17 protein-coding genes and 1 pseudogene are annotated in these 20,053 nt (G+C 42.0%); 10 read left to right on the top strand and 8 right to left on the bottom strand.

What is annotated here, in order from left to right; translation table 11 throughout:
* Positions 1–30: 30 nt before the first annotated feature.
* Positions 31–492 carry a GNAT family N-acetyltransferase gene (locus RE317_RS04580; RefSeq protein ID WP_005848970.1) on the bottom strand — a complete coding sequence of 154 codons (462 nt, stop codon included), beginning with the start codon at positions 490–492 and terminating at the stop codon, positions 31–33.
* A 568-nt stretch (positions 493–1,060) separates the two neighbouring features.
* Here RE317_RS04580 and RE317_RS04575 point away from each other — a divergent pair.
* Genes RE317_RS04575 through RE317_RS04565 form a run of 3 tightly spaced genes read left to right on the top strand, consistent with a single transcriptional unit; the run spans position 1,061 to position 3,968 of the window.
* Positions 1,061–1,825 (top strand): DUF1295 domain-containing protein, encoded by a 765-nt coding sequence (locus tag RE317_RS04575; protein ID WP_008667760.1) that lies wholly within the window; start codon positions 1,061–1,063, stop codon positions 1,823–1,825.
* Positions 1,826–1,884: 59 nt separating this feature from the next.
* Positions 1,885–3,111: an NADH:flavin oxidoreductase gene (locus RE317_RS04570; RefSeq protein WP_008667759.1), complete on the top strand. Its 1,227-nt coding sequence runs from the start codon at positions 1,885–1,887 to the stop codon at positions 3,109–3,111.
* Entirely contained in the window at positions 3,108–3,968 is an 861-nt protein-coding gene (locus tag RE317_RS04565; RefSeq protein WP_005845883.1) for an SDR family NAD(P)-dependent oxidoreductase, read from the top strand. The genes RE317_RS04570 and RE317_RS04565 overlap by 4 nt, the downstream gene beginning before the upstream one ends.
* A 107-nt stretch (positions 3,969–4,075) precedes the next feature.
* Here RE317_RS04565 and RE317_RS04560 read toward each other — a convergent pair whose 3' ends face one another.
* Positions 4,076–5,002, bottom strand: coding sequence for a DMT family transporter (locus RE317_RS04560; protein ID WP_005848963.1), 927 nt, complete (start codon positions 5,000–5,002; stop codon positions 4,076–4,078).
* Between the two features lie 82 nt (positions 5,003–5,084).
* Between RE317_RS04560 and RE317_RS04555 the strand changes: the two genes are divergently transcribed.
* Both RE317_RS04555 and RE317_RS04550 read left to right on the top strand, forming a co-directional pair.
* Positions 5,085–5,906: an AAA family ATPase gene (locus RE317_RS04555; protein WP_005845885.1), complete on the top strand. Its 822-nt coding sequence runs from the start codon at positions 5,085–5,087 to the stop codon at positions 5,904–5,906.
* Between the two features lie 21 nt (positions 5,907–5,927).
* Positions 5,928–6,923 carry a DUF4435 domain-containing protein gene (locus RE317_RS04550; protein WP_005848961.1) on the top strand — a complete coding sequence of 332 codons (996 nt, stop codon included), beginning with the start codon at positions 5,928–5,930 and terminating at the stop codon, positions 6,921–6,923.
* Between the two features lie 5 nt (positions 6,924–6,928).
* On the opposite strand, the gene RE317_RS04545 is transcribed toward RE317_RS04550, so the two are convergent.
* The gene (locus tag RE317_RS04545; RefSeq protein ID WP_005848959.1) at positions 6,929–7,369 is read right to left on the bottom strand and encodes a DoxX family protein; all 441 of its coding nucleotides are present in this window, start codon (positions 7,367–7,369) and stop codon (positions 6,929–6,931) included.
* Between the two features lie 103 nt (positions 7,370–7,472).
* Here RE317_RS04545 and RE317_RS04540 point away from each other — a divergent pair.
* Positions 7,473–7,598 (top strand): annotated as a pseudogene (locus tag RE317_RS04540) (6-phosphofructokinase); the annotation flags it as partial.
* A 9-nt stretch (positions 7,599–7,607) separates the two neighbouring features.
* Here RE317_RS04540 and RE317_RS04535 read toward each other — a convergent pair.
* Positions 7,608–8,261, bottom strand: a complete 654-nt coding sequence (locus RE317_RS04535; RefSeq protein ID WP_008667757.1) for an HAD family hydrolase — start codon at positions 8,259–8,261, stop codon at positions 7,608–7,610.
* A gap of 62 nt (positions 8,262–8,323) precedes the next feature.
* On the opposite strand from RE317_RS04535, the gene RE317_RS04530 reads away from it, so the two are divergent.
* From RE317_RS04530 to RE317_RS04515, 4 genes are all read left to right on the top strand, one after another.
* Positions 8,324–8,824, top strand: coding sequence for a nitroreductase family protein (locus tag RE317_RS04530; RefSeq protein WP_005845890.1), 501 nt, complete (start codon positions 8,324–8,326; stop codon positions 8,822–8,824).
* Between the two features lie 267 nt (positions 8,825–9,091).
* Positions 9,092–9,343 carry an OadG family protein gene (locus RE317_RS04525; protein WP_005845891.1) on the top strand — a complete coding sequence of 84 codons (252 nt, stop codon included), beginning with the start codon at positions 9,092–9,094 and terminating at the stop codon, positions 9,341–9,343.
* Between the two features lie 30 nt (positions 9,344–9,373).
* The gene (locus tag RE317_RS04520; protein WP_008667755.1) at positions 9,374–11,236 is read left to right on the top strand and encodes a biotin/lipoyl-containing protein; all 1,863 of its coding nucleotides are present in this window, start codon (positions 9,374–9,376) and stop codon (positions 11,234–11,236) included.
* The gene (locus RE317_RS04515) at positions 11,236–12,471 is read left to right on the top strand and encodes a sodium ion-translocating decarboxylase subunit beta (protein WP_005845893.1); all 1,236 of its coding nucleotides are present in this window, start codon (positions 11,236–11,238) and stop codon (positions 12,469–12,471) included. Before RE317_RS04520 ends, RE317_RS04515 begins: the two co-directional genes overlap by 1 nt.
* A gap of 195 nt (positions 12,472–12,666) precedes the next feature.
* On the opposite strand, the gene RE317_RS04510 is transcribed toward RE317_RS04515, so the two are convergent.
* From RE317_RS04510 to RE317_RS04495, 4 genes are read right to left on the bottom strand one after another with little or no spacing between them, the layout of a single operon-like run.
* Complete coding sequence (locus RE317_RS04510; protein WP_005848950.1) at positions 12,667–14,016, bottom strand: TlpA disulfide reductase family protein; 1,350 nt, start codon at positions 14,014–14,016, stop codon at positions 12,667–12,669.
* 1 nt (position 14,017) lies between these two features.
* Positions 14,018–15,184: a thioredoxin family protein gene (locus tag RE317_RS04505; RefSeq protein WP_032945810.1), complete on the bottom strand. Its 1,167-nt coding sequence runs from the start codon at positions 15,182–15,184 to the stop codon at positions 14,018–14,020.
* A gap of 18 nt (positions 15,185–15,202) precedes the next feature.
* Entirely contained in the window at positions 15,203–16,693 is a 1,491-nt protein-coding gene (locus RE317_RS04500) for a RagB/SusD family nutrient uptake outer membrane protein (RefSeq protein ID WP_005845896.1), read from the bottom strand.
* A 20-nt stretch (positions 16,694–16,713) separates the two neighbouring features.
* Positions 16,714–20,031, bottom strand: a complete 3,318-nt coding sequence (locus RE317_RS04495) for a TonB-dependent receptor (RefSeq protein WP_057098885.1) — start codon at positions 20,029–20,031, stop codon at positions 16,714–16,716.
* Positions 20,032–20,053: the final 22 nt, after the last annotated feature.

Here is a 20,053-nt window from a genome sequence, read left to right as displayed (position 1 = left end):
GATGATACGTTACTATTGAATATTTTACAATTATAATTCATTATATTGCATACTATACATATCAAAACCGTCAGCCCAATAATTGCGTTTGATTTCATTCAGTGTGAATCCTTGCTTTTCATAGAATTTATATGCTAATTGCGAGGTTCGGACTGTTATTTTTTTGATACTGGGAATAGCCTTTAAAACCTCAATTCTGTATCTTAAAAGCTTTTTACCTAAAGATTTGCCTTGATAGTCGGGATGCATAATATCCCAACTTATTTTTCCAATGGTTCTTTTTTCTGCGAAATTTATCCCGCCGCATCCAACCACTTTCCCGTCAACGAGCAAGACATAATAGAGCTCTATTTCTTTATCCAAATAATTGCTCAAATCATTAACTTCCTCTTTTGCAAAGAAGTTGGGTGTGTTTAATTTAATTAAATTCATGACAACTTCTTTATCTGTCGTCAAATATTCTCTAATTACAATTGAATTATCTTGTGTCATAGAACTTTCGTTTGAAATTCGTGGCAAAGATACGAAAATTAAAAACTGACAAGAGATCAAAATATTGTCTATTGAAAAAATAGTAAATAATTATTTGACAGCATAGCACCACAAATTATTGAAATTTGCACAGTTGCTGAATCGTTACCTCTGTTCCTTAAATATTACGCTAAACATTTGTTTTTTCAATTGGTTAATCCAAGATGATGAAAATCTAAAATAAACTGCTCTTAATATAATTTTGAAATATCTTATCCCAACTCTTTTTCTGTGTCTAAGTCTGGGTACAATAAAAAAGCATGTCCAGTTTGCTAATGGCGTTACGAGCTTCCTGTATATGTCTGATGCTGAAATGCAACGTGATGGTACTTTGATGATTGGCGGGGGAGGGAAGTCGGAAATCAATGGAAAACCTGTAGAAAATAGTACATACCTCTCTAAGTAAAGTCTTCTCTGCGATAAAAATCGTATCCTTTTCTTGCAAAAAATCTCTTAATTGTTGCTTTCCTCTGATTTTTCCCTTAAATTTGTTAGTGACTTACTAAATTTAATACAGGGAGGAACGAGTATGGGACAACAGACTTTTGAATTTTTGCTATTGGCAATGTCCGCACTTGCGGTGATTGTATTTGTAGCCCTCTATTATGTACGTGCCGGTTATGGTATGTTCCACACCCCGAAATGGGGACTTTCAGTGAACAATAAATTAGGTTGGGTACTGATGGAAGCGCCTGTATTCCTTGTAATGCTTTATCTGTGGTGGAATAGCAGCGTGCGTTTTGATGCCGCTCCTTTCCTCTTTTTTCTTCTTTTTGAATTACATTATTTCCAGCGCTCTTTTATCTTCCCTTTCCTGATGAAAGGAAAGAGCCGGATGCCCCTTGCCATTATGTTGATGGGAGTGGTCTTTAATGTCCTGAACGGACTGATGCAGGGCGAATGGTTGTTCTATCTGGCTCCGGAAGGACTCTATACAGATGCCTGGCTCAGTACTCCTTCTTTTTGGCTTGGGGTTATTTTGTTCTTTATAGGGATGGGCATTAATCTACATTCCGACAGTGTGATCCGCCATTTACGTAAACCGGGCGATACACGCCATTATTTGCCGCAGAAGGGAATGTACCGATATGTCACTTCGGGCAACTATTTTGGCGAGTTGGTGGAATGGATAGGGTTTGCTGTACTCACTTGTTCGCCCGCTGCATGGGTGTTTGTGCTGTGGACGTTTGCTAATCTGGCTCCACGTGCCAATTCCATCCGTAACCGTTATCGGGAAGAGTTTGGTAAGGATGCGGTAGGAAAAAAGAAAAGAATGATTCCTTTTATTTATTGAATTTGAATAGTATATCGTTTCTGTTTCAGGAAATGATGAAAGCGAAACATAACATATGAATGATGAACTCTAAATTATTTACTCCCGCTTCTATCGGACCGCTGACTTTGCGTAACCGTACGATTCGTTCGGCTGCTTTTGAGAGTATGTGTCCGGGCAATGCTCCGTCCCGGCAATTGAAGGATTATCACTGCTCGGTGGCGGCAGGTGGAGTGGGAATGACTACTATTGCTTATGCAGCAGTTACACAGAGTGGCCTTTCTTTCGACAGGCAATTGTGGATGCGCCCTGAAATTATACCGGGATTAAGGGAAATAACCGATGCGGTTCATAAAGAAGGGGCTGCCGTAAGCATTCAGTTGGGACATTGTGGAAATATGTCGCACAAAAGTATTTGTGGGGTAACACCCATAGGAGCTTCTTCCGGTTTTAATCTTTATTCGCCTACTTTCGTGCGTGGCTTGCGCAAGGAGGAACTGCCGCAGATGGCAAAGGCATACGGTCAGTCGGTCAACTGGGCGCGTGAGGCCGGATTTGACGCGGTGGAGATACATGCGGGGCATGGCTATCTTATCAGTCAGTTTCTTTCACCTTACACCAATCATCGTAAAGACGAGTTCGGCGGCTCGTTGGAGAATCGTATGCGCTTTATGGATATGGTGATGGAGGAAGTGATGCGTGCCGCAGGTAATGACATGGCCGTTCTGGTAAAAACCAATATGCGTGACGGTTTTAAAGGAGGAATGGAAATAGATGAAGCTGTGCAGGTAGCGAAACGGTTGGTACAGGACGGGGCTCATGCGTTGGTGCTGAGTGGAGGTTTTGTAAGCAAAGCGCCTATGTATGTCATGCGGGGAGCGATGCCTATAAAAAGTATGACACATTATATGAACTGTTGGTGGCTGAAATATGGGGTGCGTATGGTAGGCAAATGGATGATTCCGACAGTACCTTTCAAAGAGGCTTATTTTTTGGAAGATGCATTGAGATTCAGAACAGAAATAAAGGAAATTCCGTTAGTATATGTGGGGGGGCTGGTATCTCGTGAAAAGATAGATGAGGTATTGGATGATGGTTTTGAATTTGTACAGATGGGAAGGGCGCTGCTGAATGAACCTGGTTTTGTGAATCGGTTGCGCACTGAAGAAAAGGCGCGTTGCAATTGCGGTCATAGTAATTATTGCATTGCGAGAATGTACACTATTGATATGGCATGCCACAAACATTTGGAAGAGAAATTGCCCCTTTGCTTGGAACGTGAAATAGAAAAATTAGAGAACCAATGAGTAAATTAGCCATAATAACCGGTGCCGATGGAGGAATGGGAACCGAAATAACCCGTGCGGTAGCACAGGCCGGTTATCATGTAATTATGTTGTGCTACACTCTTTTCAAAGGAGAGGAGCGTAAGAACCAGTTGATTTTGGAAACAGGCAATAAAGAGATAGAAGTCAGACAGGTTGACCTTTCTTCTATGGCTTCTGTGACTAATATCGCAGAAGATTTGTTGGGGCGTGGAAAACATATCGACTTACTGATGAACAATGCGGGAACCATGAGTTCCGGAGGTTTGATTACAACGGAGGATGGTTTGGAATATACGGTAGCCGTGAACTATGTGGCCCCTTTTTTACTGACCTTGAAATTATTACCTCTGATGGGGCAGGGAACCCGGATTGTGAACATGGTTTCTTGTACGTATTCCATAGGGAAGATTACTCCTGAATTTTTTGTTCGTGGAAAGAGAGGAAGTTTTTGGCGTATCCCTGTTTACAGCAATACAAAGTTGGCTTTGTGGCTTTTTACCCGTGAACTTTCTGAAAGGTTGAAAGCAGAGGGAATCACCGTCAATGCTGCCGATCCCGGTATTGTTTCTACCAATATCATCCGTATGGATATGTGGTTTGATCCGTTGACCGACATACTGTTCCGTCCTTGTATCCGTACTCCGAAGCAAGGAGCTGCGACAGCTGTCAGTTTGCTTTTGGATGAGCGATGGAAAGAAGTTACAGGACAGATGTTTGCTTCTTGCAAGCCTAAAAAAGTAAAGGATAAGTTTATGAATCATCCGCAGGCAAGACAGCTTTGGGCGGATACGAAAGCATATTTGGAGAAACTGAAATTGGAGGAGCCAATTGGCTGAGAATTCCTTTAAATACATAAAAGCCGTATCGTTACTCAAAAGTAGAGTGGATACGGCTTTTATGGTCGGTGAAGAGTGTCTGGTTTCGGATTGCAGTGTAGTTGAGGTTATTCTTTCTTGGCTGCTTGTTCTGCCAGCATCTGTTCACGGCTTTTACTTTGGGTTACAATATAAACTCCCGTGAATACCAGTGCCACAGCTATTCCTTTGGCAACACCGAAGGTTCCCATTCCTAACAAGATAGAGACACTGGTTCCTACAATAGGCTGCACATAGTTGTACATACTGATGACAGTAGGGCGCAATGTTTTCTGTCCGATCATCATCAGAATATAGGCAAGGAATGTTCCACCTACAATGACATAGGCTACACAGGCCCATGTGGAAGTGGAAATTTCGTGAAAATGTATGGTCGAGACCTCATGATAGGAAAATGGAATAAAGCAGATGGCTGCATAGGTAAACATCCATTTCATTAAAGTAAATATGTTGTATCTGCTGATCAGTCCTTTGAAAATAGCCAGATAGAATGAGAAACTGATTTGTGCCAACAGGCAAAGCAAATCTCCCGGAATACTTCCGCCTTTTCCATCTGTTGAGCCCTGGCTGCTCAGTATGAGTGTTAAAGCTCCGATGGAACCTAGAAAAATGCCAATCACTTTTTTCCCTGTAACCGGTTCTTTCAGATAAATGGCAGCGACAATCATAGTGGCGATAGGGGCTGTGGTTGTTACAATGGAAGCATCGATGGGGGAAGTCAGTGATAGTCCGAAAGTAAAACATCCCTGATTCAGGACGATACCCAACAATCCTGCAAAGAACAACATCATCAAGTCGTGCGGCTTTACTTGTTCTTTAGGAGCGAAAATAGAAGCTATCCAAAAACAGATAGCACCTCCTGTCATTCGAAATGTAGCGAGGGAAAGGCCTGAAATACCGTTTTCTAACGCCGTTTTACCAATTGGGGACATCAATCCCCACATTATGGCAGCGCCTAGCAATGCCAAATGTCCTTTGTACTTTTGAATAGCCATTCTTTTTACCTTAAATAACAGTGCAAATGTAGGAGGTTTTTTTTATATTTTCTATCTTTGCTTACAAGTAAATCTATCAAAAATGAAAAAACAAGCTGATTATATAAAACGTATCGAGATAAAGCGGCTTTGGGGCCGTAAAGATATCTCATGGGAACTGCGTCCGGATGTCAATATTCTGAGCGGAGTGAATGGTATCGGCAAGAGCACTATCCTGAACAGATCTGTGAATAGCCTGACGGCTTTGGAAGGTGGAGCATTGAGTAACGGTTCGGCTCCCGGGGTACATTTTGTCTTCTCTCCGGAAGATGCTACCCAGATACACTTTGATGTAATCCGTAGTTTTGACCGTCCGTTGATTCATTCGGAACTTCTCGAAAAGATGGCGGATAAGAATGTTAAGACAGAATTGGATTGGCAACTTTATCAGTTGCAACGGCGTTATCTGGATTATCAGGTAAATATCGGTAACCGCATCATCGAGTGCCTTACCTCCGGTGGTCCTGACGGTCAGCTTCGTGCCGCCGAGATGTCTTACCCCAAGACAAAATTCCAGAATCTGATGGATGACTTGTTTGGTGAGACCGGTAAGAAAATCATTCGTAAAAGCAATGAGATTTTGTTTGAACAGGATGGAGATATACTTTATCCTTATCAACTGTCTTCCGGCGAGAAGCAGATTTTGGTTATTTTGCTGACGGTTCTGGTGCAAGACAATCGCCGCGGGGTCTTGTTTATGGATGAGCCTGAAGTATCCTTGCATGTGGAATGGCAGCAACGCCTTATTTCATTGATACGGCAATTGAATCCTAATGTACAGATTGTATTGACAACTCATTCGCCTGCTGTGATTATGGATGGCTGGCTGGATGCAGTGACCGAGGTGAGTGATATTACAAAATAAACAATTTCTAACGACGATACTATGGGAAAAAGATTGTCCGAGAATCTGTCCTCCTTATATATTGGTGCGGCCAACAAATTGAAGCCTAAATGTTCGCGACGCAAGATTATTGCATACGTTGAGAGTTATGATGATATTTCATTCTGGCGTACCTTGTTAGGTGAATACGAAAATGAAACTCGTTATTTCGAAGTGATGCTTCCTTCGAAAACCACTTTGGCTAAAGGTAAGAAGTCTGTGCTGATGAATGAACTGGGACCTCGGTTGGGACAAAATATGATAGCTTGTGTAGATAGTGATTATGATTATCTGTTGCAGGGGGCTACCCATACCTCACGTTATATAATAAATAACAAATATGTTTTTCATACCTATGCATATGCAATAGAAAACTATCAGTGTTATGCTGAAGCATTGCATGAGGTTTGTGTCATGGCAACGTTGAATGATCATCCATTGGTGGATTTTGTCGCTTTTATGCGTATGTATTCTCAAATAGCTTATCCGTTGTTCATCTGGTCGGTGTGGTTTTATAGAAAACATAATCTTTCCGAATTCTCTTTGCTTGATTTCTGTTCGTATGTAAAATTAGATAGGGTCAGTGTCTATCATCTTGAACGGAGTTTAGAGAGTATGAGCCGCAGGGTGAGGCGTAAATTATTGGAGCTGGAACGCCGCCATCCGAAAGCCTTGGAGGAAATAGAGGCGATGAAGGGGGAATTTGCCAAATTGGGAGTGAATGAGGACAATACCTATATGTTTATTCAAGGACATCACATTATGGATAGTGTAGTGATGAGATTGTTAGTACCTGTCTGCAATGTGTTACGCCGTGAACGTGAAACGGAGATTAAAGAACTGGCAGAGCATAATATGCAGTTTCATAATGAACTGACTAGCTATCAGCGCCGGCAGTTGGGAGTAGACATTGTACTCCGCAAACATACCAGCTATAAGTTATCACCTCTTTATAAAAAATTGGAAGCAGATATAGAACGTTTCTTGAAACATATCTGAATCGGTTATTTCTTATGGGAGGCAAGTGCTTTGGCTATGAAATGATCTAGTGAGAATTTACCCGGTCCTGCTATATACAATAATATGAATACTACCAGATAAATAAAGGCTAATTCTTTAACGGCGAAAGGATCAGAACCATGAACAACAAAGAATGCGATACACATGGTGAAGATCATCGGAATCATTGCCAAGCGATAAAGGAATCCGAAAATGAAAGCCATCGAACAAACCATTTCACCAAAAATAGCCAGTACCAGTGAAAGTTGGCTTCCTATTCCTAAAGGATCGGGAAAACTGCCGGACATGACATCGTAGTTGGCCCATTTCTGTACACCGTGCGACATGAGTAAAACACCAAACAGGATTCGTAAAGCTAATATCAGAAGTGACATAGCAGTGCCATCGGGCTTGGATGGAAATAAGAATTTATAAATGACTGACATAATACGTTTTTATTTTTTTTGTTTATACTATATTTATATAAACGTAACAAAAGGGTGAAATGTTCGGAAGTTCTATAAAGTGTAATGTTTGTTATGTGTCAGACAGCGCAATGTAATGATTGGCATTTATAACGATGAGGTGGTATATATGCCTTTTTCTGAGGCAATTAAAAAAGACAAGCCCCCCGATAAATCGCTTATCAAGGTGCTTGATGAATTATGTATTTAATGAAAATAATCATGAAAGGAGAAGTGGAAGTAATTCTTCTGCTTTTTCTATGATGTGCGCCGGATGCAAGGCTTCCAATTCTGTGCGCGGGCGGAATCCCCATGCCACACCTATAGCTGTTACTCCGGCATGATGCGCTGTTTGCATATCTACATTAGAATCACCTACATAAAGTATATCTTCCTGTTTGACTCCTGCTTTTGTCATAATTTCGTTTACGATGGATGGATCGGGTTTTGCGGGGATACCTTCGCGTTGTCCCAATACTTCCACAAAGTTTATTTCAGGAAAATAGTGTGCTATTAACTTTCGGGTAGCTGCCTGGTATTTATTGGAGGCGACCGCTATCATGATCCCTTGCTGTTGCAGTGTTTTTAATAATTCGGAGATACCGGGATAAGGGCGGCTTAAATCGGCATTGTGCTCATCATAATAGGGGATGAATTGTGAACGTATCTTTAATACATTCTCTTCCGTACGTTCCCCTTCAGGCAGAGCACGCTCAAATAATTTATTGATTCCGTTTCCTACAAAAAAGCGGTATGCTTCCGTTTCATGTGTAGGATAGCCATAATATTGTAAGGCTTGGTTGGTGGCGGCAGCCAGGTCGGCAATGGTGTTCAGTAATGTGCCGTCCAGGTCGAATATTACAAGTTTCTTCATATTTGTACTTCTTTTATCGGTGCAAAGTTACTATTTTTGTATGCAAACTAATAATAATGCTTATGAACTTTCTAGAATTAGTGAAGGCGCGCTATTCTGCACGCAAATATGCCAATCGTCCTGTTGAGGCTGAAAAGTTGGATTATATCATGGAATGTGTACGTTTTGCACCATCTGCAGTTAATTTTCAACCATGGCGTTTCCGTATTGTTACAGATGAGGCCGTACTGAAAGCGTTGTATTCATGTTATAAACGGGAATGGCTTGCTACGGCTCCTTGTATCATAGTGGCTTGTGTGGATCATAATGAGTCTTGGCATCGCCGTGCCGATAATAAGGATCATGCTGATATTGATATTGCTATTGCAGTAGAACATCTTTGTCTGGCTGCTGCCGAACAAGGACTGGGTACTTGTTGGGTTTGTAATTTTGATGCTCCGCAATGCAGTGAGGTTTTGGGACTGCCGGAAAATTTGGAACCGGCCGTTTTGATTCCGGTCGGTTATGCGGAGGATGAACCTACAGAAAAGAAGCGGAAACCATTAAATGAAATCCTTCTTTAAAAAATCACAAAACCACCTTTCGGAGTGTCATCGGGCAGGCAGATTCAATTTCCTTTTACAGTGGATGAAGGTACTGTTAATTTCTTGACCTGATGACTGTTCCGGATTTTAAGCACATTTCTTTAGACTCTTCTTATTTTCTGATAATTTTGCATATTTTGTATTCCATTTATGATAGAAGTAAAGCCGAAATGGCTAAATTTGAGCACTTTTTAGGCTTTGAATAACCTATGAGTGTAGTAAGTACTATTAATAACACTGAAAATTATGGAGAACATAGGAGTTGGATTGATGTTGATGGTGGTCGGTATGGCGACCGTCTTTGTCATTCTCCTCATCGTTATCTATCTAAGCAAGTACCTTATTACTGTTGTCAACAAAGTGGCCCCCGAAGAGACCCCCAAAAAAGCACCTGCTGTAGCACCTACGGCAGATACTGGTGCTATGGATGCTATTAAGGCGGCAGTTGAGATTTTGACAGCAGGTAAAGGTCAGGTGATAAAGATTGAGAAGTTATAATCCAAAAAAAGAAAAACACATTTATCAAAAATGGAAAGAGAAGTAAAATTTAGTCTGGTCTTCCGCGATATGTGGCAGAGTGCGGGTAAGTACGTGCCTCGTGTAGACCAGTTGGTTAAGGTTGCCCCGGCTATTATTGAAATGGGCTGTTTCGCCCGTGTGGAAACAAATGGTGGTGGTTTTGAACAGGTAAATTTATTGTTTGGTGAAAATCCGAATAGAGCTGTGCGCGAGTGGACGAAACCCTTCCACGAAGCAGGCATCCAGACTCATATGCTGGACCGTGCGCTGAACGGTCTCCGCATGAGTCCCGTCCCGGCAGATGTCCGTAAATTATTCTATAAGGTTAAACATGTGCAAGGAACAGATATTACCCGTACTTTCTGCGGATTGAATGATGTCCGCAATATTATCCCTTCTATCGGCTATGCTCACGAAGCCGGAATGATTTCACAATGTTCGCTCTGTATCACTTTTTCTCCGATACATACTGTGGAATATTATGTGAATATGGCCAAGCAGCTTATAGAAGCCGGAGCCGATGAAATCTGTATTAAAGATATGGCCGGCATCGGACGTCCCGTTTCATTGGGAAAGATTGTTGCCGGAATCAAGAAGATTAAAAATATTCCTATACAGTATCACTCTCATGCGGGACCCGGATTCAATATGGCTTCTATTTTGGAAGTATGCCAGGCTGGTTGCGACTATATTGATGTAGGTATGGAACCATTGTCATGGGGAACCGGCCATGCTGATTTGATTAGTGTGCAAGCCATGTTGAAAGATGCCGGATTTAAAGTGCCCGAAATTAATATGGAAGCGTATATGAAAGTGCGTTCCATGATTCAGGAGTTTATGGATGATTTCCTTGGTTTATATATCAGTCCCAAAAACCGTCTGATGAATTCTTTACTGATTGCTCCGGGATTGCCGGGCGGCATGATGGGAAGTTTGATGGCCGATCTTGAAACGAATCTGGAATCTATCAACAAGTACAAGGCAAAACGTAACCTGCCGTTTATGACTCAGGATGAATTGTTGATCAAGTTGTTCAATGAAGTTGCTTACGTATGGCCGCGTGTGGGTTATCCTCCTTTGGTTACTCCGTTCAGCCAGTATGTGAAGAACCTTGCCATGATGAATGTAATGGCTATGGAGAAAGGTAAGGAACGTTGGGGAATGATTGCCGATGATATTTGGGATATGATTTTGGGTAAAGCGGGACGTTTACCGGGTAAACTGGCTCCTGAAATTATTGAAAAGGCAGAACGTGAAGGCCGCAAGTTCTTTGATGGCAATCCGCAGGACAATTATCCCGACCAGTTGGAAAAATATCGCAAGATGATGCTTGAAAAACAATGGGATAAAGGACAGGATGACGAAGAACTGTTTGAGTATGCCATGCATCCGGCCCAGTATGAAGCTTATAAGAGCGGGAAGGCAAAAGAAGACTTCTTGGCAGATGTGAAGAAACGTCGTGAGGAGAAAGCGAATGCCACTACTCCTGTCGAAGCTGAAAACAAGACCAAGGTATTGACGGTGGATGTGAACGGGCAACCTTATCGCGTTACAGTGGCATATGGTGCTGTAGATCCTGCTACGCTGACAGCTGCTTCGGGTGCAGTTCCCGCACAAGCTGCTCCTGCTCCGGTAGGGGAAGGGAAAGATGTGCTTTCTCCGTTGGAAGGTAAATTCTTCCTAGTAAAGAATGCCCAGGAAACTCCGAAGAAGGTGGGTGAAAAGGTTAATAAAGGTGATGTGATTTGTTACGTCGAAGCAATGAAGACCTATAATGCGATCCGTGCGGAATATGACGGTACTATAACTGCTATTTGCGCTAATTCGGGTGACACGGTTTCAGAGGATGACGTATTAATGAAAATAGTATAATGGAAGATATATTTGAAAGACTTTATGATATGACTGCTTTCAGCAATATTATTGCTGAACCGCAATTCTTGATAATGTATGCCATTGCGTTCATCTTACTTTACTTGGGGATCAAGAAAAAGTACGAACCGCTGCTGCTGATTCCGATAGCTTTCGGAGTGTTGCTGGCTAACTTTCCCGGTGGTGAGATGGGGGTTGTCCAGGCCGATGAAAACGGCATGGTAATGGTGAATGGAGCACTGAAGAACATCTGGGAAATGCCGTTGCACGAAATTGCGCACGACTTGGGCCTGATGAACTTTATCTACTACATGTTGATTAAGACCGGTTTTCTTCCGCCTATCATTTTTATGGGGGTAGGTGCTTTGACAGACTTTGGTCCGATGTTGCGTAATTTGCGGCTTTCTATTTTCGGAGCTGCTGCACAGTTGGGTATTTTCACAGTATTGTTGGTAGCTATCTTGATGGGGTTCACTCCGAAAGAGGCGGCTTCATTGGGTATTATTGGTGGAGCAGACGGTCCTACCGCTATCTTTACCACTATTAAACTGGCTCCCCATTTGCTAGGGCCGATTGCTATTGCCGCTTATTCGTATATGGCTCTGGTACCCGTTATCATTCCGTTGGTTGTGAAAATCTGGTGTACGAAGAAAGAATTGAGTATCAATATGAAGGAACAGGAAAAGAAATATCCTTCTTCGGTAGAAATCAAGAATCTTCGTGTGCTGAAGATTGTATTTCCGATTGTAGTGACTACGGTGGTCGCTCTGTTTGTGCCAAGTGCAGTGCCTTTGATTGGTATGTTGATGTTTGGTAACTTGATTAAGGAAATAGGTAGTGATACTTCACGTTTGTTTGATGCAGCTTCAAATAGTATCATGAATGCGGCAACTATCTTCTTGGGGTTGTCAGTCGGTGCGACAATGACTACGGAGGCATTTTTGAATTGGACTACTATCGGTATTGTGATAGGTGGTTTCTTGGCGTTTGCCTTGTCTATTTCCGGTGGTATCTTGTTTGTGAAGTTGGTGAATCTTTTCACTAAGAAGAAGATCAATCCACTGATTGGGGCTACAGGTTTGAGTGCTGTGCCCATGGCCAGCCGTGTGGCTAATGAAATTGCTTTGAAGTATGACCCCAAAAATCATGTGCTTCAATATTGTATGGCAAGTAACATTTCAGGAGTTATCGGTTCTGCCGTGGCTGCCGGTGTGCTGATTTCATTCCTACAATAAAAATCATCGTATTTAAATTGTTCGGGCACGAATTATACGGAAATTACAGGTGTTTTAGACAATACTGTAAGATCTGTATAGTTCGTGTCTTTTATTCTCTTTCTGTATCGTTCTCCTGGCTAAAACAAATAGAATAGGCCCTCTCCTCACGAAGAAAGCCTATCGTTAGATTAATGTTTAATATAAGAGAGAGTTTTATAGTCCTAACAGTTCATTGAACTTCTCTGCTGTCTTGGGATCTGACGGACGGGTCATATTGGCAGAGATGATTTTGCCATCCCGATCCAGCAGGATAAAACGGGGAATGCCGTTGATGAGGTAAGCATCCATAAAGGTCCTGTCTGTTCCCATGTGTAACTGGATCCCTTTTAGTTGATCCTTTGTTACCATGTTCTCCCATGCCTTTTTGTTCTTGTCGCATGACAGGCTGACAAAATGAATATCCTTTCCTGCATATTTCTCTTCCAATTCCTTTAACGCAGGAAGTTCTCCACGGCAAGGGCCACACCAGGTAGCCCACACGTCAATATAGATATATTTCCCTTTCAAATCTGCCAAAGATACTGTTTTTCCATTGATATCCGGATAGGAGAAGCTAGCTGCTGAGGGATTGCCTGATCTTAATTTTTCCCACTTGGTACAAAGTGCGTTGAATTTTTCTATGGACTTTGCATCCTTCACATGTTTGCGGAATAGGACAATCAGCCCGTCTGCTTCATCCAGCCCGTTATTGTCTACAAAGTTATAAACAAATTGGTCAATCAGAAATTCTGCAACCTTTTCATCCTGTATGGTTGCATCTACGTAGTTTACACTTTGTTCTGTAGAACTTGATGCAACTGTTTTTCCTTTATTACTAAAGGCACTGATAGCATCGGGAAGAAAAGCCTTATATTCTTTTAGAGCTAATAAACTGGCATTGATCGGAGTAATAGCTTCCAGTTTTTCATAATATGCTTTGGAAGGAATATAGTTGTCATCCTTTCCAAAATGAGGATGATACAAAGCGTATTTGGAGAAATAATAATACGTATAGAATTGCAAACGTATTTTTTCCTGTGTAGTGAAATCGGCTGGAAGTTTTGCGGCTTCCAATACTTGGCAATTGGCTGCGTACAGGCTGTCCCCTTTGTGTATGAGGGCGGCCTCTTGCATTTTCATATCGGGCATACCGAGTGATTGGAGCTCTTTGCTTCCCAGATAGGTGTTGATAGCGGCACCTGCTCCTTCAAAGGTTGTGTTTCTCCACATGTTGTCACTGTCGAATGACAAGGTAAGGTCTTGATTGGGATCCAGATAAAGAGTACGGCGTCCGCGTGTGTATTGCATGGTTACATATTGCGGAGTGAATCCTGTGATTTCTATGTTGCCGTTTCCAGCGGCATCAATCGCCACTTCTTTTTGTTCGCCACTTTGGCTGAAAGTCAATCTCACTTTGACCTTCTCATTGGGATTGGTGACCTTAAAAGTGAGCTTTGCAGCTTCTGTAGCGGTAAAGGTACTCAGCGCAAGGCCAAGTACCATGATGGATTTTAGAGTTCTCATCTTATTTTTTTCTTTTAGGTTTCATTTTCAATGCATCGGGACGCATGTTATAGACTTTCTTTCCGTATGCGGGTTCTGTGCTGAGGCAGGCAGGGATGGGGGCTTTGCCGTTCAGTTTGCGAAGTACCATTTCCAAGGCGGCTGCATATTCCTGATGGATGAAAGCATCATCTCTGTCTGTTTGGTTATAAGCAATGTATTGCAGATAGCCTACACATTTGTTGAACCAGAATTCGGGAAGTTCCTCTGCTTTGTATCCCAAACGGGCGATAAATTTCAGTCTACTGATTAACTCTTGCTGATTGACTGTGGTGTCTGCAATCATCGCATCAATCTGGGTAGCTGCCGCTTCATACTTTTGTTCCCGGATATCATTATTGATACGGATCATTTTCAGATTGAAATCTTTTCCTTCATAGTTGCATAAGGCTTCAATTTCCGCCAATTCGCCGTATGAAGTTTCTTTTGCCAATTTAGCGTCAACAGCTTTTTTGCCGAAACGCTGGCAGAAATCCGCATAATTGTCTGATACTTGCTTCAGGTACGGGTTCATGCCATTGATGGTGTTTACATATACTTCCCATACATTCGGATCAGTCAGTTTGGCACCTCCTTTTATTAATTCATCAAAAGCGGCTTGTACGTTATTGCGTGCATAGACTGAATAGTGATAATTGATGTAATCAATCAAGAATGCACGTTCTCTGTTCCCCTTGGTATATTGCTCTTGCAGGTAAAAAGAGCGTTTGGTAGGAATGTTTGCATCTTTTCCTGTCTGAATAAACTGTTCGGGAGTCTGACGGCTGCTGCTGCGATGAACGATTTCTTCGGTGGCAGGATCTATGAATGCATAGGTGGGATAACTGCGTACACCGTATTTCTTGGCTAATGTAATTCCTTCACCTTCTTCAGCATCAATTTTGAGGTTGATGAAAGTTTGGTTATAGTAGTAACCCACTGTAGGCAATGAGAATACGGTTTGTGCCATATTCAGGCAAGGTCCGCACCATTGGGTATAGAAATCAATGAATATCAGTTTATTTTCTGCTTTGGCCTTGGCTACGGCTTCTGCCCAAGTAGTGCCGTGCAGGAAATTGATTCCTGCATTCTGGGCATTTAAGTGAATCGCATAGATACATGCGAAAATGAGTAAGATATATTTTTTCATGTCTTTGAATTTAATATGTTAATAACCAGGGTTTTGTTTACATTCCAGATTAGAACTGATTTCTGACGACGGAATGGCATCGATACGGCGGTCTATGATGCGTTGGTAATAATTGTCTCCTTGTGCTTCCGATTTTTCATATTCTTTTTCCAAAGCTTCTCTTAACGTCTTGTTCAAAGCAAGCAGACGGGTGAAATCGGGTTTCTCTGTGTATCCTGCAAAACGGATCATGGCAAACCATTCATGCCAGTTCTCGAAAGACAATTCCAGCATCCATTCGTTGAATATGGCGGTTTCCAGTTCTTCGTTATTGGCTGGAAGAATTATTTCGGCTCCTGCTCTTTCGCGTAGTTTACGGATCGGTGCGTAGGCTTCGGATATAGAGGCTCCCGAACGATACAAGGCTTCGGCTTTTATCAGATAAAGTTCAGAAACACGGCTGAAGATGACAGGCATGTCATTGGCATCATTCAGCAGCTTCTTTACCGATTTCAGGTTGTAGGCTACCGCAGAACTGCGGCTGTCCATCAGGCTGTCTACTTTAGAGAAGATGGCATCGGCGCGAGGATCATCCCCCACCAGTTCCACATACTCATTGGTGGGCCCCCAGTAACCTTGTTTTTTCGTGGGGCTGTTACCGTAACATTGCTGACGGGTTGAAGTGTTGGTGGCATCTTTTTGGTCGAATACACGAGCGAATAGAATCTCTTTGGTTGTTGAAAACTTATCAAAAACGTCACCATAGTTTGCTTCCGGCAATGGAGAATTTGTATCAATTGCATCATTAACTGCTGCTACCGCTTCTGTGTATTTTCCTGCATACAGCAATACTCTTGCCTTTAATGCCTTGGCTGCTTCTTTAGAAGCTTGTGAAAGCTTTTTCCAATCAGGAGCTTTTTCAATAGCTATTTCCAGTTGATCCAGAATATATTGATAAGAATCGGCTACGGAGCTACGTGCCTTTAGAGCATTGGATACGGATGGAGCTTCATTACGCATGACAACCCCGTATTCACTATTCATATCCCAAAATTCGCAGTAACGAACCAAGATATTGAAGTAGGCCAAAGCGCGTAAATAGGCTATTTCACCTAACACTTCGGCTCTACGGTTTCCGGAGAACTCTCCGTCACTCATGCGGTTACAGGCTGTTTCCAGGAAGTTGGCGTTTTTGATTACAGCGTAATCTGCATCCCATTCCGTTGCATCACTGAATGATAGGGTAGGCAACATTCGTTCGGAGTAGTAAACGGCATTACCGGCGCTGACAATTTCTTGACGCCACATGGTCCCGGCTTTGAAGGAACCACTTACTGTAGGAAATATGACATTGAATCCATTTCCGGGCAAGGAGTAATAGATTCCGTTTAAGGCTAACTCTACAGCAGCGGGTGTTGTGATGGCACCGTCTAAATCTGCTTCGAATTCGGGCTTTTGGTCCAAGACATCTACCAACTGGCACGAGGAAACGCCCATTGTAAGTAAAGCTAAGAATATATATTTTTTCATTCGATTATACATTTAAATGATTATAAGTTAATTTTTAAACCAGCCGAGAAAGAGCGGAAACCCGGATAAGTGGAGGTTTCATAGTTACCGCCATAGTTGCTGTTACTGTTTACGGTAGCAGGGTCTGTTCCCGGATAAGAGGTGAGCGTGAACAAATTGGTAGCCGAGACAAATAGTTGTCCTTTAATTACTTTGTTTAAAGGTAAATTATAAGTCAGACGCACTTCCTGCAAACGGAAGAAGGAGGCATTAAACAATTCATGATCGGTTAGTCTAGGTACACCGTCACCTATATACAAGGCCGGGTATTTGGCATCTTTGTTGGTGTCAGACCATCTGTCATTCAATCCATAGTCAATCAAACCGGTTAATTGTCCGGGTAGATTCTGCAATGTTTTGTTATAAATCTTCAAACCACCGATCTGATATCCGAAGTTGGCGAACAGGCTGAATTGTTTATAAGATAAATTGGCAGTCAGACCGCCGAACAGATCCGGATCCGGATTACCGATAATAACACGGTCATTGTAGTTGATGATTCCATCTCCATTTAAATCCTTAATTTCCAAATGTCCCGGTTTTAATGAGTTACCATCGTAATAACTTTGTCCCTTTGATTTAGCATAGGCATTCAATTCATCTATTCTGGCTTGATCTTGTATGATCCCGGCATATTCATAACCATGGAAAGCTCCCATTGGATAGCCTACAGCCAATACTTGGTCGGCATAGCTGCCTTGAACTACTACATTCATAGCTGATTGTGCTCTACCTTCTTCAACCAGTTTGGTGACTTTATTCTTGTTATGTGACATATTCAAGGTCAGGTCCAAGTTCCAGTCTTTAGTAGATAATACACGGCCTACCAGGTTTATTTCAATACCGCGGTTGGTCAATGCTCCGATATTACGGTTCATCTGCATAGAGCCACCGGTTGCACTGGGCGGGAAATCAAATGACCAGATCAAGTCTTTGGTATCTTTGATATAGCCGGAGATAGAACCGGTCAGTCGGTAATCGAACAATGCGAAATCAAGACCTAAATCATATTGGGTCGATTTTTCCCAACGGATGTCGCGGTTACCCACTTGTTTATGTATAATGGCTGACAGGTTATTATAACTGGTTGCTTCGTATAAATCACGATTAGAGAAGCTGGTTAAGTTTTGGGTACCGGTAGTACCTACGCTGGCACGTAATTTCAAATCATTAATGAATGTCAGGTTTTTCATGAATTTTTCCTGAGAGATACGCCATGCAATGGCTCCTGAAGGGAAGAAACCATAACGGTTGTTCGAACCAAACATGGATGAACCATCATAACGCCCTGTAAAAGTGAACAGGTAGCGCTCCATTAATTTATAATTGATACGGGCAAATGAAGAGAACAGACCACTTGCATTATATCCGTTACCCCAAGATGAGATGCTTGCGGCACTTCCTAAATTGGTGTAAATATCATTATCCGGATAAGTCTGGCTATTCATTCTTGTACTACGGCTTATACCACGTTCAAAGGAGATACCGGCTACGGCATCCAAAACATGATTCTTGTTGAACTCATAGTTATAATTCAATGTATTGTCGAATACGGTTTTTGAATATTTATAATGATATTCTGACCCACTGGCTTCATTTCTAGTACTTAGAAAACTTGGACTGAATGAATTGTTTTCAGTAAATTGTAAATTACCCGATAAACTGGAACGGAACCGGAATCCTTTCCAAATATCAACTTCTCCGTATACGGTTCCCATGATGCGGTAAATATTATCATGATTTTTCTTATAGGTGTTGGCTACCGGGTTGGCTTGACCTGTGGACATATCAAATTCACCGTTATCATTATATATAGGAAGGTCAGGACGGAATCCTTGCGCACTAAATAGTGATGTGTTCGCATTATTTTGGTCTGTATAACTCATATTGGCATTAATACCAAAACGAAGGATAGGCAGCACGTTCATTTCTGTAGACACACGTGCGTTATATCGGCTTAAGTCACCTCCTTTGACCATACCTTGCTGATCGAATACTGATAATGAAATAAGGTATTTAGATACTTTACTACCTCCGCTTACAGTCAAGTCGGCATTATGGCGGATAGCAGTTTGTTTCACTTCATCAAACCAATTGGTGTTGGCACTGCCTAATGCAGTGGAATTAGGTTCAAGAATTTCCAATGCATATTGGTTGGACGGATCATATACCAAGGTTTCTTTGGCAAAGCGGCGTACTGTTTCTCGCCATTCATCACCATATAAAATACGGAAGTTCTTAATTTGAACATCAGTGGTAACATTGTAGTTGAAGCTGACGGTAGGTTTGGAACCTTCCACTCCTTTTTTAGTGGTAACGATAACTACACCATTTGCGGCGCGAGAACCATAGATAGCAGCCGCAGAAGCGTCTTTTAGTACGTCCATAGACTGGATATCATTGGGCGAAATTGCATCCAGCATACTGGGATCTTCTACAGGAACTCCGTCGATCACATACAAGGGTTCATTGGAACCGGTCAATGACGTGGCACCCCGCACACGTACACGGACAGTTTCACCTGGAACACCTGTATTTTGGGATACCTGTACACCGGCAGCCAAGTTTTGAAGCATGGAGGTTACATTAGGAGTGTTTAATTGGCTCAATTGTTTTAAACCTACTGAAGCAACAGAACCGGTCAAGTCCTTAATGGAGGAAGTGCCGTAACCTACTACGACAACCTCGTCCAGATTAGTTACTTCACTTTCCATTTTTACATTGAAGACATGTCTGTTACCAATTTTCTCCTTAACCGTCTGCATACCGATAAAGCTGATCATCAGTTCGTCGTTTTTAGTATTTTCGGGATAAGACAACATGAACTGCCCATCCATATTGGCTACAGTACCGAAAGTTGTACCTTGGATGACAATAGAAGCTCCAATGACCGGTTCACCCGTATCATCTTTGATAACTCCGGTAATCGTTCTGCGTTTGGCATTTCTGTCAATCGGTAATATTAACACATAATTGTTTTCCACTAACTCATAACGCATACCTGCCTGGCTACAAATCACTGAAAGTGCTTGCTCTAAAGGTTCTTTGTTTAATGTTAGTTTCAAAGGTACATTGTTCAAAGTTGCATCTTCGTACATGATATTAATTCCGGTTTGCTTTTTGACCATGTTAAGGGCTTCTTTCACACTGATGTTTTCACTTTTGATAGTGACTGTCTTATCAGCTGATACATTTGCAAACACAGCGTTGAATGTGCAGAATATGCACATTAGCATTACTAAAAACCTCATTTTTGGAGGTTTAGCTACTAAACTCTTCCAAAGCTCGTTTCTTTTCATAAAACTCAAATAACTTATTTAA

Source organism: Phocaeicola sp. GP0067 (assembly GCF_031119655.1).
Classification (GTDB): Bacteria; Bacteroidota; Bacteroidia; order Bacteroidales; family Bacteroidaceae; genus Phocaeicola; species Phocaeicola vulgatus.
Note: the sequence above shows the minus strand (reverse complement) of the source record. Positions and strands in the feature narration are given on the sequence as shown.